Origin of the sequence: Vibrio sp. AH4, from assembly GCF_030710545.1 — a bacterium.
In the GTDB taxonomy this organism is placed as follows: domain Bacteria; phylum Pseudomonadota; class Gammaproteobacteria; order Enterobacterales; family Vibrionaceae; genus Vibrio; species Vibrio metoecus.
The window spans coordinates 854,465-870,373 of record NZ_JALAIV010000001.1 but is presented as its reverse complement, the minus strand read 5'-3'; the positions used below and the strand labels follow the sequence as shown (position 1 = coordinate 870,373).

Annotated in this window: 13 protein-coding genes; 5 read left to right on the top strand and 8 right to left on the bottom strand. The window is 46.8% G+C overall.

From position 1 onward, the window contains the following. Positions 1 to 76 precede the first annotated feature (76 nt). Both MKA69_RS04135 and lexA read right to left on the bottom strand, forming a co-directional pair. The gene (locus MKA69_RS04135) at positions 77 to 889 is read right to left on the bottom strand and encodes a class I SAM-dependent methyltransferase (protein ID WP_032472916.1); all 813 of its coding nucleotides are present in this window, start codon (positions 887 to 889) and stop codon (positions 77 to 79) included. 84 nt (positions 890 to 973) lie between these two features. Beyond that, on the bottom strand, positions 974 to 1,603 hold the full coding sequence (gene lexA / locus MKA69_RS04130; RefSeq protein ID WP_000803696.1) for a transcriptional repressor LexA: 630 nt from the start codon (positions 1,601 to 1,603) through the stop codon (positions 974 to 976). Between the two features lie 322 nt (positions 1,604 to 1,925). On the opposite strand from lexA, the gene plsB reads away from it, so the two are divergent. After that, positions 1,926 to 4,352: a glycerol-3-phosphate 1-O-acyltransferase PlsB gene (gene plsB / locus MKA69_RS04125; RefSeq protein ID WP_305847547.1), complete on the top strand. Its 2,427-nt coding sequence runs from the start codon at positions 1,926 to 1,928 to the stop codon at positions 4,350 to 4,352. A gap of 94 nt (positions 4,353 to 4,446) precedes the next feature. On the opposite strand, the gene ubiA is transcribed toward plsB, so the two are convergent. Together ubiA and MKA69_RS04115 are read right to left on the bottom strand one after the other, a co-directional pair. Continuing rightward, complete coding sequence (ubiA, locus tag MKA69_RS04120) at positions 4,447 to 5,301, bottom strand: 4-hydroxybenzoate octaprenyltransferase (protein ID WP_305847546.1); 855 nt, start codon at positions 5,299 to 5,301, stop codon at positions 4,447 to 4,449. Then, positions 5,302 to 5,841 carry a chorismate lyase gene (locus tag MKA69_RS04115; RefSeq protein WP_305847545.1) on the bottom strand — a complete coding sequence of 180 codons (540 nt, stop codon included), beginning with the start codon at positions 5,839 to 5,841 and terminating at the stop codon, positions 5,302 to 5,304. A 203-nt stretch (positions 5,842 to 6,044) separates the two neighbouring features. Here MKA69_RS04115 and MKA69_RS04110 point away from each other — a divergent pair, with 203 nt between their 5' ends. Beyond that, entirely contained in the window at positions 6,045 to 6,455 is a 411-nt protein-coding gene (locus MKA69_RS04110; RefSeq protein ID WP_032469687.1) for a flagellar basal body-associated protein FliL, read from the top strand. Between the two features lie 77 nt (positions 6,456 to 6,532). Here the strand turns inward: MKA69_RS04110 and glpG are convergent, their stop codons facing one another. The 3 genes from glpG to MKA69_RS04095 form a co-directional block, all read right to left on the bottom strand. Further along, entirely contained in the window at positions 6,533 to 7,366 is an 834-nt protein-coding gene (glpG, locus tag MKA69_RS04105; RefSeq protein WP_055033087.1) for a rhomboid family intramembrane serine protease GlpG, read from the bottom strand. 6 nt (positions 7,367 to 7,372) lie between these two features. Next, on the bottom strand, positions 7,373 to 7,693 hold the full coding sequence (glpE, locus tag MKA69_RS04100) for a thiosulfate sulfurtransferase GlpE (protein WP_055033086.1): 321 nt from the start codon (positions 7,691 to 7,693) through the stop codon (positions 7,373 to 7,375). Between the two features lie 735 nt (positions 7,694 to 8,428). Beyond that, positions 8,429 to 9,196, bottom strand: coding sequence for a TatD family hydrolase (locus MKA69_RS04095; RefSeq protein ID WP_000567368.1), 768 nt, complete (start codon positions 9,194 to 9,196; stop codon positions 8,429 to 8,431). Positions 9,197 to 9,374: 178 nt separating this feature from the next. Here MKA69_RS04095 and hemB point away from each other — a divergent pair, with 178 nt between their 5' ends. The 3 genes from hemB to polA all read left to right on the top strand — a co-directional run bounded on the left by hemB (position 9,375) and on the right by polA (position 14,426). After that, positions 9,375 to 10,418, top strand: a complete 1,044-nt coding sequence (gene hemB / locus MKA69_RS04090) for a porphobilinogen synthase (RefSeq protein ID WP_055030435.1) — start codon at positions 9,375 to 9,377, stop codon at positions 10,416 to 10,418. Positions 10,419 to 10,487: 69 nt separating this feature from the next. Next, positions 10,488 to 10,922 carry a GNAT family N-acetyltransferase gene (locus MKA69_RS04085; RefSeq protein ID WP_305847544.1) on the top strand — a complete coding sequence of 145 codons (435 nt, stop codon included), beginning with the start codon at positions 10,488 to 10,490 and terminating at the stop codon, positions 10,920 to 10,922. Positions 10,923 to 11,609: 687 nt separating this feature from the next. Further along, complete coding sequence (gene polA, locus MKA69_RS04080; protein WP_305847543.1) at positions 11,610 to 14,426, top strand: DNA polymerase I; 2,817 nt, start codon at positions 11,610 to 11,612, stop codon at positions 14,424 to 14,426. Between the two features lie 724 nt (positions 14,427 to 15,150). On the opposite strand, the gene yihA is transcribed toward polA, so the two are convergent. Beyond that, positions 15,151 to 15,813 carry a ribosome biogenesis GTP-binding protein YihA/YsxC gene (gene yihA, locus MKA69_RS04075; RefSeq protein ID WP_000111637.1) on the bottom strand — a complete coding sequence of 221 codons (663 nt, stop codon included), beginning with the start codon at positions 15,811 to 15,813 and terminating at the stop codon, positions 15,151 to 15,153. Positions 15,814 to 15,909 lie beyond the last annotated feature (96 nt).

Genomic DNA, 15,909 nt, shown 5'->3' with positions numbered 1-15,909 from the left:
GAAAACCTCAAGAACGACTTGCGGTTAGTGTAACTGAGTGCAGATGGTTGGGCTATGACATGACCGAGATGGCGGGTTACCAATCTAGGTTAACAACAACAGGAGTTAAGCGTGTTTTGTAAATGCCAGAGCGTGCAATCGCGCGTTGCCAAAATTTCCAGCGATCACAATGGCGATCCAGTGGTGAGAAAGTGCGTACTGATTTCGCCCACGGCAAGCAATTGATGATGGCATCACCTGCGCAGGTAAACCCGTGGGCATAAGCTTCACAGCCCAGTTTTTGGCCTAGATAGCTGGAGGTTTTATCTCCCGCCACCACAAGGCAGGCGCTGGCTTTGGCAAAATGTAATCCGATAGAGCGCACGAAACGCGCCACTTGTTGTGCATCACAATCGAGTAGAGCGTGTTCGCACACTAACAAAACCGGAGCAAATTCAGGGATGGGCAGTTCCGCGAGCCCTTGTGGTTGCATCACATCACCACACACCAGTTGATAGCGCTCACTACGGTGAAATAGCTTCTCACGCCATAACAGGTTTTCAGTGATATCCCACTCAATCCAGTGGCAGCGGCCGTTATCTACTCGATAAAAACGGGTGTCGAGGCCTGCGCCGACATTAATGATCCAGCCATCAGGATGGTTATCGAGAAAATGGTGAACTTGTTGGTCACAAAGCTGAGTGAGTGTGACATGCAGTAACTGCTTTTGAGCGATATCGCCCGTCAGGCAGTCTTGCGCTAACGCACAGTGACGGCAAGCATTAGCGGCAATCGGATCATACACCAAGCCATTATCGACCAAGCTTTCTCGGCTGCGCAACCAAAGTGGCTGAACCAAATTCGCAGGAACTTGGTATGGGGTTGAAGTGGGTGAATCTGAGTGGCGCATGCTCATCTTCCTATACTGGGATAGGAAGATGATAATGAATCTCAAATAAGAAGGCAAGTTGTTGAGAATTTATCTCAACAATCCTTACATCCAAGTGCTGTTGCGAATGACGCCGACTGCAATGCCTTCAATGGTGAGTGATTGCGCGGCTAAATCGACTTCGATTGGCGCAAACTCTTCATTCTCCGCATGCAGGAAAACTTTGGAACCTTTGCGCTCAAGGCGTTTTACCGTGACGTCATCTTCTACGCGCGCCACCACCACTTGGCCGTTGCGTACGTCTTGTGTTTTGTGCACGGCAAGTAAATCACCATCGAGGATACCGATGTTTTTCATGCTCTCACCATGTACACGCAGCAGAAAATCGGCTTGCGGGCGGAACATGCTTGGATCGACTTGGTAATGCGCCTCTACATGTTCTTGGGCGAGAATCGGTTCACCTGCGGCAACGCGGCCAATCAAAGGTAAGCCGGTTTCGGCTTCTTCTTCGTTTGCAGCATTATCGACGAGGATGCGGATCCCACGTGAGGCGCCGGGTACCATCTCAATCACTTGTTTACGAGCTAGCGCTTTGAGGTGTTCTTCAGCCGCATTGGCCGAACGAAAACCCAGCTCTTTGGCAATTTCGGCGCGGGTTGGGGGCATTCCGGTTTCATCGATCTTACTTCTGATCAGATCAAACACTTCTTGTTGGCGTGGAGTTAACGGCTTCATGAGTCACCTGTCTTTTTATACAGTTGACTGTGAGTATATCCAGTGCCAAGAGAATTGCAAAGCCAATTGCTTGTTTTTTGTGTGATTGTGAAGTGAACCACCGGATGGTGTATCCATTAGCGGCTCTGTGAGCAGTGGTTTTCTTCCTTCATCAAGATCAGAAATGCTGCGGATGTAAGCAATAAAATTAAAAGGTTTGACCAGTTTCTGGTATTCTTGGCGCGCAAAAAAACAATACCGCACGATGGTGAACTCTCACAGCGAGCTGTGAAAGCAGAAGTACTGTCGCGCTTATTTCAAGAATCTTGAGGCTTTGAACTCTATGTCTTCAGGACACCTATTATCCCGTTCACTACTGAAGTTGCCGATGTCGGTGCTGGTGAAAGGGACGGCGATTCCGTCTAATCCAATCCAAGATCTGGATATCGACACGCAAAAACCGGTAATTTACGCCTTACCGTTTCGATCCAACGTTGATTTGCTAACGTTGCAAACGCATGCCAAAGAGGTCGGCCTGCCTGACCCTTTAGAACCGCTGGTAGTGAATGGAAAAGCTTTCCAACGCTATGTATTTATTGCCTCACGCCCAACGTTGCTGAGTAACGATCAGCATGTTCCGAATGATTCTATTGCGCTGTTTTCTGAGCTGCTGACCGAACATAAGCTCGACAGTGAGTTGGATGTGCAGGTGATCCCAGCGACCGTACTGTGGGGACGTAAGCCGGGTAAAGAAGGGCAAGAACGACCCTATTTGCAAGCGTTGAATGGTCCGGAAAAGGCGATTGCGGTACTGGTTGCTGGCCGTGACTGCTTGGTGCGTTTTAGCCCAGTGGTTTCGATGCGTTACATGGCGGACACCCACGGTACAGATGCCTCGATTGCGCACAAATTGGCTCGTGTAGCACGCATTCACTTCTCACGACAAAAGCTGGCTGCGTCTGGCCCTAATTTGCCGCAGCGTGCACAACTGTTTGCTCGTTTAATGAACTCTCCCGCGATTGAAAAAGCGATTGCGGATGAAGCGAAATCCAAACAGATCCCACTCGAAAAAGCGCGCAAAGAAGCGCACGACATCCTAGATGAAATCGCGGCGGATTTTTCCTATTCGCTGGTGAAAAAAGGCGATCGTATCTTGGGTTGGCTGTGGAACCGCATCTATCAAGGTTTGAACATCAATAACGCCGCGACGGTACGTCGCTTGGCGCAAGATGGCCATGAGATTGTCTACGTGCCTTGTCACCGTAGCCATATGGATTACTTGCTGCTTTCTTATGTGCTTTATCATGAAGGCATGGTACCGCCGCATATTGCTGCCGGGATTAACTTGAACTTTTTCCCTGCCGGGCCGATTTTCCGCCGCGGCGGTGCGTTTTTCATTCGTCGTAGCTTTAAAGGTGCGCCTCTTTACTCAACGATTTTCCGTGAATATCTCGCGGAGCTGTTTGCGAAAGGGTATTCGGTGGAATACTTCAGCGAAGGTGGCCGCTCGCGTACCGGTCGTCTATTACCTGCTAAAACCGGCATGCTGGCGATGACCATTCAAGCCATGTTGCGTGGTTTGAATCGCCCCGTCACGTTAGTGCCTGTCTACATCGGCTATGAGCATGTGATGGAAGTGGGTACTTACGCCAAAGAGTTACGCGGCAAACGGAAAGAGAAAGAGAACGCTGGTTTAGTGCTGCGCACACTGCGTAAGCTGCGCAATTTTGGCCAAGGTTACGTGAACTTCGGTGAGCCGATCCCACTCAACCAGTTTCTAAACGAAACCGTACCGCAATGGACGCAAGATATTGACCCAATGGGCGCCAGCAAACCGCAATGGATGACGCCGACGGTGAATAAGCTCGCGACACGCATGATGACGCACATTAACGATGCTGCGGCCGTGAATGCGATGACCCTGTGCGCAACCGCTCTGCTTGCTTCACGCCAGCGTGCCTTAGCGCGTGACAACCTAATTAAGCAAGTGGATTGCTACTTATCACTGCTGCGCAATGTGCCGTATTCTGCCACTTCAACGCTGCCAAGTGAGGGTGCAGAAAAGCTGGTAGAACATGCGGAGTCGCTGGATAAATTTGTAGTCGAAACCGATACCATGGGCGACATTATTTCGCTGGATCGCAACCAATCGATCCTGATGACTTACTATCGCAACAACATCATTCACTTGCTGGCGTTACCATCATTGATCGCGCAGCTACTCATCCGTCAGCAAAGCGTATCACTGGACAAAGTCCAAGCGACGGTCGCGCAAATTTATCCTTTCCTGAAACAAGAGCTGTTTTTGCGTTTTGAGGAAGAGGAGCTTAATGATCTGGTGCTGCGCTATGTGGCGGAGCTAGCGCGCCAAGATTTGGTCACGGTGGAAGGTAAAACGATCACCTTGAATCAAGCGCAAACCCAAGTGCTGATGTTGTTGGGGCGCATTATCTCGGAAACCCTGCAACGTTATGCGATTGCTTTGAACCTTCTGGTGAGCTGCCCACATTTGGGTAAAACGGAGCTGGAAGAGAAGAGTCAGGAAGTCGCGCAGCGCCTTGGTCGTTTGCATGGGATTAATGCGCCTGAGTTCTTTGACAAAGGGGTATTTGCTTCGCTGTTCGTGACGTTGCAAGAGCAGGGATATCTCGATGAGCAGGGTCGCTGCGTATTAGAAACGGCGAAGCCGCTGTCTCGTCAGCTTTATGCGCTGATCTACCCAGAAGTGCGCATGACGATTCAAGAAAGCCTGTGTCAGGTTGACGCGTAGCGATAGTGCTCTAGCCAATCGAAAGTGCTCTAGCCAATCGAACTGAATGAAAAAGGCATCCTACGGATGCCTTTTCTTTTGCCTTAAGCTGGGATCACAAGACGCTGAGCAGGATGCCTGCGGTGATGGCCATCCCCACATAGTTGTTATTCAAAAACGCCTGAAAACAAGGCATACGCTCACGATAACGGATCAAATGTTGCTGATAGGCAAACAGTCCGGCTGCGACCAGCAGACCCCAGTAGTAGCTTGTGCCAAGCGCTAAACCTTGGCCTAAAGCAACCAGTAAGCCCAGTGTCGCCAGTTGCAGCAAACCAATGATGCGTTTATCCCAGCGCCCAAATAAGATCGCAGTCGATTTGATGCCAATCTTCACATCATCATCTCGGTCGACCATTGCGTATTGAGTGTCGTAAGCAATCGTCCACAACGCATTAATCAAAAACAGCACCCAGACTTGTGGCGGTAGTGCATTGGCTTGCGCTGACCAAGCCATAGGAATCGACCAACTGAACGCGAGGCCAAGCACCAGTTGAGGCAGGTGAGTGAAGCGCTTCATAAACGGATAAATAAAGGCTAACAGAATGCCGATAACAGAGAGCTGGATAGTTAGGGTATTCATGGTCAACACGAGTAAGAACGAGCTGACAGCAAGAAGGGCAAATAGCAGTAACGCTTCTTTGGCTGAAACTAACCCTGCGGGCAATGGACGTTGGCTCGTGCGTTTCACGTGGCCATCGACATGGCGATCGGCGTAATCGTTGATGACACAACCTGCCGAGCGCATCAAAAACACGCCTAATACAAACACCACTAAGACGCGGAGATCCGGCAAGCCTTGTGCGGCCAAAAGCAGCGCCCACAGAGTAGGCCAAAGTAAGAGTAGGGAGCCAATCGGGCGATCCATGCGCATCAGTTGCCAGTAAGCGCGCGCTTTTACAGCGGTCATTTACACTCTCTCCTTAGAGTAAATCGGGGATGTGGCGAGAAACAACTCTGTGACTAACATGGGCTTGTGGTTCATCCAGAGACGCGAGCGACGTGCTAATAGCCGCCCAAAGTCAGTTTCAACCCAGCCTACTTGCAGAGCATCTCGCTTGACATTATCCGCACTAAATACGGTTAAGCCTAGTGGAATTTTTCCTTGTTGGGCTAAATCAAACTGTTGATTATGCATCGATGAGCGCGGGATCAAGGTATGGCCAAATACCCAAGGTTGTTGGTCGCCACAAATAATGACTTGGCGCAGAAGGTAGTCTTCTGCAGTGAGTAACAGGGCTTCATCGTGATTCAATGATTCTGCCGGCATGATTTGATTACTCAGTAAATCCACGCTGAGATGCTCACAATGTGTGGCCATCCGTCGTGATAAAGAACCTTGTTCAAGTAGCCACTGTTTGGCTAGAGGATCTGGATACTCAATCTCATCAGGTTGTTGCCAAACCACCTGATAGAGCGCAGCTAAATAGAGCGAAGTTAATTGATTCATACTATTATTCAATTTGACGCTTTACCCGATTATCCTTCTTACCTGCAACGCCAAGTAGTTTGGGTATACAATAAAGCTCAGATTTTGATTCCAAACCCAAAAGTTCGAACGCGGAAAGCATTTTATTTACCAAATGGATGCTCTATTGTAACAAGACTCCGACGGTTCGAGTATTGCGAACAGAATAAAGTGCAGACAGAAATATGCTAAAACGTTACGTCGTCCAAATAATGCTCGCTTTGAGCGTCATGCTTTCCTTTGCTAGCTATGCCGAAGATCCACCCGCTGCGCCCCAACTGGCTTATTTCACTTTAGAGCCTGATCTCACTACCAACTTTTTTACCAAAGGTAATAAGCTCGGTTATATCCAAGTGCGCATCGATATTATGGTTGCCAACGCGGCGGATTTACCAATTGTCGAGCAGCATCAGCCTTTGATCCGCGATGCGGTGGTTGAGCTACTGGGCAAACAAACCGAAGATACCATCAAATCCCTGGCTGGGCGTGAGGATCTACGTAAATCGTTAGTGAATCGTCTCAATAATATCTTGTTGCCTGAGGTAGGCCGCACAGTGATCGCCGATTTACTGTTTACCAAGTATATCTACCAATAGTTTGGTTTTTTCTTCATCGATTAAAGAGTAAAAAAGCGGCTTCAGCCGCTTTTTTACTCTGGTGCGAAGGGCGGGAATTACGCTTGCTGATAGCGTTTGCTATCTATCCACGCCAACACGACACCACTGATTAAACCCGCTAAATGCGCGGTGTTGGCAATGGCCATAAACGGTTGTACATAACCCAGCACTAACCAAATCAACATAAAACCCATTAATGATCTCGGGAGCGACAAGCCAAGCTGTGGCGCTCGTTGGCCAATAATCCATAAATATCCCGCTAAAGCGTAAACTACGCCAGACAAACCACCGAAATTAGCACCTTCTACCCAATACTGCCCTGCACCGGAAAGAATGGCAGAAACGAGAAACAGCTTAATCAGCGTGACACTGCCGAGGCGCTGTTCAAGATCACCGCCAAACTGCCACCACCAGAGTAAGTTAAAGGCGATATGCATGACGGAAAAATGCAGTAAAGCGTGGCTTACCCAGCGCCAGACTTGCCATTGTTGGCTTGCCTGAGCGGGAAAATGTAAGGCGGAAAAAATAGCTTCTCCAGCCCCGAAGGTTTGCAGAGCAAAAATGATGATACACAACGCCATAATCAGTAGCGTGAATACGCCTGCTTTGGCTTTGATGAGGCTGAGTAAGTTGGGAGAGGCGTAATGAAATTGAGGGCGTTTTTGATCAGCAATTTCCCACGAAGCCGCTTGATATTTTTCATGGTAAGGGTTTTGCAAAAATGCTTGTAGTTCAGCTTGAGCGCTCTCGATATCTTGATCATGCAACACCCATAAGCAGAACTGACCACTGGCATCCGGCATCATTTGAATCTCGATTTTATGAGCGGCCATATAATCGATAAAAGCTTGTGCTGCTCGCGGATTGTTCAAGGTGGTCAGTAATTGCATTAATCATTAACTCGCTTCGATGGGAAGATTGGCGCGTTGCCAGGCGTCAAAACCGCCATCCACACTATACACCTCTTCAAAACCTTGATTAACCAGATATTGGGCCGCCCCTTGGCTGCTGATCCCGTGGTAACACATCACTAAAACCGGATGATCAAATTCAACTTGTTCCATGAACTGAGTCATAGATTGATTGGTGAGATGAAAAGCGCTTTTAGCATGTGCAAGTTGGAAAGATTGTGGATCACGAATGTCGACTAAACGAGCTTGTTTTTTCTCTATCAAGCTTTGTGCGGCATTAACATCAATGTGTGAAAATTGGTCCATTAGTTGGCTCTCATTTGGCATGCGGGTTAATGATAAGTGTAACCTATTCAATCAGGAACAAGTACGGGACAAGAGTAAGGTTATCTACTTGTGATTAAAATGACATCACCTGTGAGTAATCCTGTGAATTGCGTTGATAAAGTGGTTTTCTGAGTTTCGATCCACAACATGTAGCGATGATCCTGATTTTGTTGTGGGTAATTTCAAAAGTATCCCCAATCCATTCCTGTGAAGAAAGCCTTGAAATAGGCGGTTTGATGACAATGAGTGAAGAAATTTATCACAGAGTTATCCACAGCTGGTTTGCGCAACGCGATCGAGGTTTCGATCCTCGCAGGGATCGTGAAGTCATCATGCCGCCGTGTGGGGAGGAGAGTGAGAAAAGGGAAGTCAGACGAAAACCAACAAAATAATTCGTAAAACAAATGATTTTGTTGGTATGAAATTCTATTTACAAAAACTTTGGAAGTGGGTGATGAGAGAATTTACTTTGATATTAATGTGCTATCTCACTTTTATTAGATGACCACAATCTTTACAAAGATAGACTTCTTTGATTCCGAGTATTTTTTGCCAAAATGTGCGTCGTTTACGTTGTAGTTGATTTGTATGAGTGCAATTGTTCATAGTGTATAAGTTGAATATGAAAATTTGTTGTGCATCATACAGTTATTGATTTAAGTTAAAAGTGATCCTGCTTCAATAAAATCATATGAAATTATACTTATAAACTTGTCATTTGTTGAGTCTAAACAATAAGTTGGCATTGTTGGTGGTGATGGTGTTTATCTCATCGATACTGAGTGAGTGTAGCTGAGCTATTTTCTCGCCAACTAATTGGGTAAACATCGGTTCATTACGTTTCCCTCGGTGGGGAGCTGGCGCTAAATAAGGGCAGTCAGTTTCTAAGATAACGTAATTGAGATCGAGATGGGGGATTACCAAATCCATTCCGCTATTTTTAAACGTGCTGACACCACCTAGCCCAAGATGAAAACCTAAATCATTAATGGCTCGTGCTTCTTCGATACTGCCGCCGAAGCAATGAAAAACACCACGCAAGTTGCCATCCTGAGCCTGTGTCAATAAAGCCAATGTTTCATTTAATGAATCGCGAGTGTGGATCACGACAGGTAAATTGAATTCTTTTGCCCAGTGGAGTTGAGTTAAAAAAGCCATCTCTTGTTCTGCTTTAAAGGTTTTATCCCAATACAGATCGATGCCGATTTCTCCGACAGCAATAAAGGAATGACGAGAAAACCAGTCATAAATGGTGGTTAAAGTTTGTTGGACGTTGGCATCAACATAACAAGGATGTAAGCCCATCATCGAATGACACTGGTTCGGGTAGGCTTTTTCTGTTGCCAACATCGGTTCGATGGAGTTGAGATCAATATTGGGCATCAGGATTTTTTCAATACCCGCTTGTTTAGCTCGTTCCATCACTGCATCACGGTCGTGGTCAAATTCACTCGCATAAACGTGGGCATGGGTATCAATCATGAAATGTTCTCTCATTATGGGGGGCAATGCTGAGTATACGTGAGTGTGAGCATTCGGTCATTTTTGGCTTTTTCCTCTATTGACGCTAGCATGCCGAGCCGAGAGTGATATGATTTTGCCCAACACTTCCCCCAGAACCTGATCTTTCAGGCTCTGACAATATAAGAAGGAGAGTAGAGTGTCGGTATCCATTCAAGGCCAATTCCCAGGACGTCGTTTACGTCGCCTGCGCAAACATGATTTCAGCCGTCGACTTGTGGCCGAAAATCAATTATCGGTGAGCGATCTGATTTACCCGATGTTTATCCTGATGGGTAAAGATCGCCGTGAAAAAGTGGATTCCATGCCCGGTGTTGAACGCTTGTCGATCGATTTAATGCTAGAAGAAGCACAATACCTCGCTAATCTTGGCGTGCCTGCGATTGCTCTCTTTCCAGTTGTTAACCAAGATGCCAAAAGTTTATGTGCAACAGAAGCCTACAATCCGGAAGGCTTGGTGCAACGAGCAGTGCGTGCACTGAAAGAACATGTCCCGCAAATGGGGGTGATCACCGATGTAGCGCTCGATCCATTCACTACTCATGGCCAAGATGGCATCATCGATGAGCAAGGCTATGTGCTTAATGATGAGACTACAGAAGTGTTGATCAAGCAGGCGCTCTCTCATGCTGAAGCGGGCGCGGATGTGGTTGCACCTTCTGACATGATGGATGGTCGTATTGGCCGTATTCGTCAGGCATTGGAAGAGGCGGGATACATTCATACTCAAATCATGGCTTACTCAGCCAAGTATGCCTCGAATTACTATGGTCCATTCCGTGATGCCGTTGGCTCATCCGCCAACTTAAAAGGTGGCAACAAGAAAAACTACCAGATGGATCCCGCTAATTCTGATGAAGCCTTGCACGAAGTAGCAATGGACATCAATGAAGGTGCGGATATGGTGATGGTGAAGCCGGGTATGCCGTATTTGGATGTTGTGCGCCGTGTGAAAACGGAGTTGCAAGTACCGACGTTTGCTTATCAAGTTTCTGGTGAGTATGCGATGCACAAAGCGGCGATTATGAATGGTTGGTTGAAAGAGCGCGAAACGGTGTTGGAATCGTTACTCTGCTTCAAACGTGCAGGTGCAGATGGCATTTTAACTTATTTTGCCAAAGACGTAGCTCAGTGGTTGGCGGAAGACAGCGCAAAAGCCGCGCAATACTTACCTAAAAAGTAAAAATACACTGAACCCATAAAGCAAAGATCAAGGCTGACGTAAGTCAGCCTTTTTAATTGAGGAAAAATGATGTTAATTCGTGAAGGCTCCCTGAGTGAAGTTGTACAAATTGTTGAAAAAATTCATGAGTTTGTACAGAAGGAAACGGAACAGAGCTTACAAGCTCGACTGAACAATAAGACTGGGTTAGTGCTCGTAGCAGAAAATGATAGCGAGTTGCTAGGTTTTAAAATTGGTTACGAGCTCGATGATGAAACGTTCTACAGCTGGTTTGGCGGTGTGGCGCCAACGGCGCGAGGCTATGGCGTAGCACAGCGCTTACTTGACGTTCAAGAAACATGGGCGTTAGAGCAGGGATATCAACGTATCAAAGTGAAATCTCGCAATCAGTTCCCTGCTATGTTGCGTTTATTGATTAGAAATAACTATCTTATTGAAGAGTATGAGAAAAAAGATCAAATCTTAGAAAGTCGAATCCACTTTGTAAAATCAATTAAAAAATAAATGAGATTTTTTCTCATTTGACCATTGACTATTAAATGAGAACTATTATTATTAACCGTGTCTTAGGGAACAAACGACAGTTCGTAAGGACGTGAAATGCCCCTCGGTTGAAGAACCAATGTGTGGGATTGAACGCCTGAACTTGAGCAGGTTCTTTTTGACACGACATTGCTCACATTGCTTCCAGTGTAATTTTTAGCTTTTTGGTAAAGCGAATCAATTAATTGGCTTTCACCTTGTTTGCTAGGCGACATCCTCGGGTGTCGCTTTTTCTTTTTCTGCGCAAGTGATTTTAGTTATCCACTTCATCTCATTCAGAATCCCTAATCAGTGGACAAGTTGCGCTTTTCGCGACAATCGTCCACCGCATGGTCAGGAGCGTTTACAGGGTGAGCAAAAGGGCAGCGAGTGTCTTTTCCACAATTGACGATCCGAAAAAGATCATTTCTTTTTCCACTGATCCATTTTTTTATTTTTTAAAAACATATAGTTAGATTTTATTTTTGCATGGTTTTTATGAGTTTTGGCGGTGGGCAAATAAATCTATAAACAGAGTTATCCACAGAATGGTGCAATCCACAAGTCAATAGAATATCCCCCGAGTGGAGCAAAACGGGGAACAACGTAGAATCCAAGCAGTAGTCATGGCATCCTAGGCTCATTAACTCACGTTTGGATAATCCTCTTATGGCTCGTATACCTGACAATCCGCTGATCTTGATCGACGGCTCCTCTTATCTCTATCGCGCGTTTCACGCTTACCCAGGCACCATGAGTAATGGTGAGATCCCGACCAACGCCATCTATGGTGTGGTGAATATGGTTCGCAGCATGATGCGTCAGTTTGCTTCCGATCGTATCGCGGTAATTTTTGATGCGAAGGGAAAAACCTTCCGTGATGAGATGTACGACCAATACAAGGCGAATCGTCCACCCATGCCGGATGATTTGCGCTGTCAGGTTGAGCCTTTACATCAAGTGATCCGAGCCATGGGTTTGCCGCTGCTCGCGATTGAAGGGGTTGAGGCGGATGACGTGATTGGAACATTGGCGAGCCAAGCCTCACAAGCGGGTATGCCGGTATTGATCAGTACCGGTGATAAGGACATGGCACAGTTGGTGGATGACAATGTGACCCTGATTAATACCATGACCAACGTGGTGCTGGATCGCGAAGGCGTGATTGAAAAATTTGGCATTCCACCTGAGTTGATCATTGACTACCTTGCGTTGATGGGGGACAAGGTGGATAACATTCCTGGCGTACCAGGCGTGGGTGAGAAAACCGCGACAGCACTCCTGCAAGGTATTGGTGGCTTAAATGACTTATATGCGAACTTGGATAAAATCGCGGCTTTAGGTTTCCGTGGCTCAAAAACCATGGCGCAGAAGTTGGAAGAGAACCGCGACAATGCCACTCTGTCTTACCAGCTTGCGACGATTAAATGCGATGTGGAATTGGCAGAGTCTCCGCAAACTCTGCTGAAGCAAACTCCCGATCGTGATGCCTTGATGGCGCTGTATGGGAAATTAGCCTTCAAAGCATGGCTGACAGAATTACTTGATGGCGGCACTGGGGTCGTAGCGGCGGATGAGCAAGCGAAAGCCTCTTCAATGACCTCGTCCAATTCAGCAAGCAATGCGGTAAGTCATGCCGCAGTCATTCCGGAAAGCCCAGCGGCACAGATCGATCGCAGCCAGTATCAAACCATTCTTAACGAGCAAGATTTCAATCTGTGGTTGGAAAAATTACAGCAAGCGGATCTGTTCGCCTTTGATACCGAAACCGATAGCTTGGATTATATGGTTGCAAACTTGGTTGGAGTATCGTTTGCGGTAGCGGAAGGTGAAGCGGCGTATATTCCAGTGGCGCACGATTATTTGGATGCACCACAGCAGCTGGATCGCGCTTGGGTGATTGCCCAACTTAAACCTCTACTTGAAGATGAAAACAAAGCTAAAGTCGGTCAGAATCTTAAATATGATGCGAGCGTGATCGCGCGCTATGGTGTTGACTTGCGTGGCATTCGTCATGACACCATGTTGCAATCTTACGTATACAACAGCGTAGGCGGCAAACATGATATGGATAGCTTAGCGCTGCGTTTCCTACAGCACAGCTGTATTTCCTTTGAGCAGATCGCGGGTAAAGGTAAAAATCAGCTCACGTTCAACCAAATCGATCTGCAAGAAGCCGCTCAGTACGCCGCGGAAGATGCAGATGTTACTCTGCGTCTACATAAGCGCATCAGCCCGCTGATTGAGCAAGACAGCAAACTTGAACAAGTCTATCGTGAAATTGAAATGCCGCTCGTGCCTGTGTTGTCTCGTATTGAACGCACAGGTGTCATGATTGACGACATGCTGCTCAGTGCTCAATCACAGGAAATTGCGTTGCGTCTCGATGAGTTGGAAAAAAAGGCGTATGAACTGGCTGGTCAGCCATTTAACCTCAGTTCACCGAAGCAACTGCAAACCATTTTGTTTGAGCAAATGAAGCTGCCGGTCTTGCAAAAAACGCCATCCGGTACCCCTTCAACCAATGAAGAAGTGTTACAAGAACTCGCCTTGGATTACCCACTGCCGAAAGTCCTGATTGAGTACCGTGGTCTGGCGAAACTCAAGTCGACCTACACTGATAAGCTGCCCAAAATGATCAATCCAAGCACTGGGCGTGTGCATACTTCTTATCATCAAGCTGTCACAGCCACTGGGCGCCTTTCATCGACCGATCCTAACTTACAGAACATTCCAGTGCGTAATGAAGAAGGTCGCCGCATTCGCCAAGCGTTTGTTGCTCCGCATGGTTGGAAAATCATGGCCGTCGACTACTCACAAATTGAGCTGCGCATTATGGCGCATCTGTCGGGTGATCAGGCGTTATTGGATGCCTTCCGTGAAGGGAAAGACATTCACGCCGCAACGGCAGCAGAAATTATTGGTGTGCCGATTGAGCAAGTCAGTAGTGAGCAACGCCGTCGTGCTAAAGCGGTCAACTTTGGTTTGATTTACGGCATGAGTGCGTTTGGCCTGGCAAAACAACTGGGCATTCCGCGTGGTGAAGCACAAGAGTACATGGATAAATACTTCGAACGTTATCCAGGTGTCATGCAGTACATGGAAGACACGCGCAGTCGTGCGGCGGAACAGGGGTACGTGGAAACCATTTTTGGGCGTCGCTTACATCTGCCTGAAATTACTTCGCGTAATGGAATGCGCCGTAAAGCGGCGGAGCGAGCCGCAATCAACGCGCCAATGCAAGGTACAGCAGCAGACATCATCAAAAAAGCGATGCTGCTGGTCGATGAGTGGATTCAGCGAGAGGGCGATGGTCGTGTCAAATTGCTGATGCAAGTACACGATGAACTAGTCTTTGAAGTTGCAGAGTCATCTTTATCCGAAATTGAAATTAAAGTACAAGAATTGATGGAGTCTGCCGCAGAGCTTGCTGTTCCATTAGTCGCGGATGCAGGACATGGTGATAACTGGGATCAAGCCCATTAGTTGATTTTCTTATCGATAATCGAGTGTTTTATGAGCCAGCGCACGTTCGCTGGCTTTTTTTATGGCTGAAAAAAGTTTACCTAGCTCAGATGTTTATGTTGTTTAATGAAAGTTTAATGAAAAAAAACTACAAAAAATATTTTCAATTCTGACCAATTGTTGTACATTAAACGACGTAGGGTACAGAGGTAAGATGTTCTATCTTTCAGACCTTTTGTTTCACGTTATTGGATTAGGCTGATTCAGCCGCCCCAGTCACCATTTGACTGGGGCGTTTTTTATTGGGCGCTATTTAAGTTTTCTATCCGCTTTGATGAGTGTCTTCTTTTCGTTTTTGGGTCGTGTTTCGTACAAATCTTGTTGGCGAAAATAATCAAAAACACACCATTCTGTAATTAAACTTCATTCACACTTTTATTATTTCTGGAAGGAAACTAAGTGTGTTCGCCACTGTTTATATTCAACCATAATTCACGTGAGCCATTGCAGCGCATGGGAGCGCTCGGTAAAGAGTATGATTTTAGGTGGGTTGAGTGCTGACTTGAAATCTGTGTGGCTTTGCGGAATGCTTGGCGACATAACAATAACAACCGATTTCTCTCCCGTTGCCCCACCAGGATGGTGGGGATTTTGTTTGTGGTTCCCTTCGCTTTTTAAGCGGTCTTCATTGTGCGAATAAAAAACCCCGCCAAGGCGAGGTTTTATCGTCGTTTGAGGTTGCCGATTATTCGCTGGCAGACTCTTCAGAGGACTCTCCATCGGCTTGTTCATTCAGAGCCGCCAACATTGGAGCATACCACTCATCTAATTTGGCGCGCAGTGTATCCACTCCGATACCACTTAGTGAAGAAAACGCATCAACGGCCACATCGCCACCAAAGGTTTTTGCCTCTTCACGAACTTTTAACACTTGTGCTTTGCGAGCACCACTCTTTAACTTATCCGCTTTAGTCAGCATCACTTGTACTGGAATGCCGCACTCCACGGCCCAAATGATCAACTGCTGATCAAGATCTTTCATCGGGTGGCGGATATCCATCAATACCACCAAGCCTTTTAAGCTTTGGCGTTTTTGCAAGTATTCACCGAGTGCTCTTTGCCACTTAAGTTTCATCTCCAGCGGTACTTGAGCAAAGCCATATCCCGGTAAATCGACGATATGGCAACCCTCTGCTACTTTAAAAAGGTTAATCAACTGAGTACGACCCGGAGTCTTACTGGTTTTTGCCAGGTTTTTCTGGTTGGTCAGGCGATTAAGGGAACTTGACTTACCAGCGTTAGAGCGTCCTGCGAACGCAATTTCGATACCTTCATCTTCAGGAAGATGGCGAATATCAGGCGCACTGGTAATGAAATGCGTGTTCTGGTAATGAATTTTTACGCTCACTGTGTTAACTCCATCTCGACTTTGTGTAGTCGATTGATTACTTTTTTGTGAAATTGTGTAAAATAACCGTGCTCGGCATAAGGTCGCCTATTGTAC

Bases quoted from the DNA above. Each gene is read 5' to 3' on its own strand.
- MKA69_RS04135 (WP_032472916.1), bottom strand. From the start codon at position 889: ATGCGCCACTCAGATTCACCCACTTCAACCCCATACCAAGTTCCTGCG.
- lexA (WP_000803696.1), bottom strand. From the start codon at position 1,603: ATGAAGCCGTTAACTCCACGCCAACAAGAAGTGTTTGATCTGATCAGA.
- plsB (WP_305847547.1), top strand. From the start codon at position 1,926: ATGTCTTCAGGACACCTATTATCCCGTTCACTACTGAAGTTGCCGATG.
- ubiA (WP_305847546.1), bottom strand. From the start codon at position 5,301: ATGACCGCTGTAAAAGCGCGCGCTTACTGGCAACTGATGCGCATGGAT.
- MKA69_RS04115 (WP_305847545.1), bottom strand. From the start codon at position 5,841: ATGAATCAATTAACTTCGCTCTATTTAGCTGCGCTCTATCAGGTGGTT.
- MKA69_RS04110 (WP_032469687.1), top strand. From the start codon at position 6,045: ATGCTAAAACGTTACGTCGTCCAAATAATGCTCGCTTTGAGCGTCATG.
- glpG (WP_055033087.1), bottom strand. From the start codon at position 7,366: ATGCAATTACTGACCACCTTGAACAATCCGCGAGCAGCACAAGCTTTT.
- glpE (WP_055033086.1), bottom strand. From the start codon at position 7,693: ATGGACCAATTTTCACACATTGATGTTAATGCCGCACAAAGCTTGATA.
- MKA69_RS04095 (WP_000567368.1), bottom strand. From the start codon at position 9,196: ATGATTGATACCCATGCCCACGTTTATGCGAGTGAATTTGACCACGAC.
- MKA69_RS04085 (WP_305847544.1), top strand. From the start codon at position 10,488: ATGTTAATTCGTGAAGGCTCCCTGAGTGAAGTTGTACAAATTGTTGAA.
- polA (WP_305847543.1), top strand. From the start codon at position 11,610: ATGGCTCGTATACCTGACAATCCGCTGATCTTGATCGACGGCTCCTCT.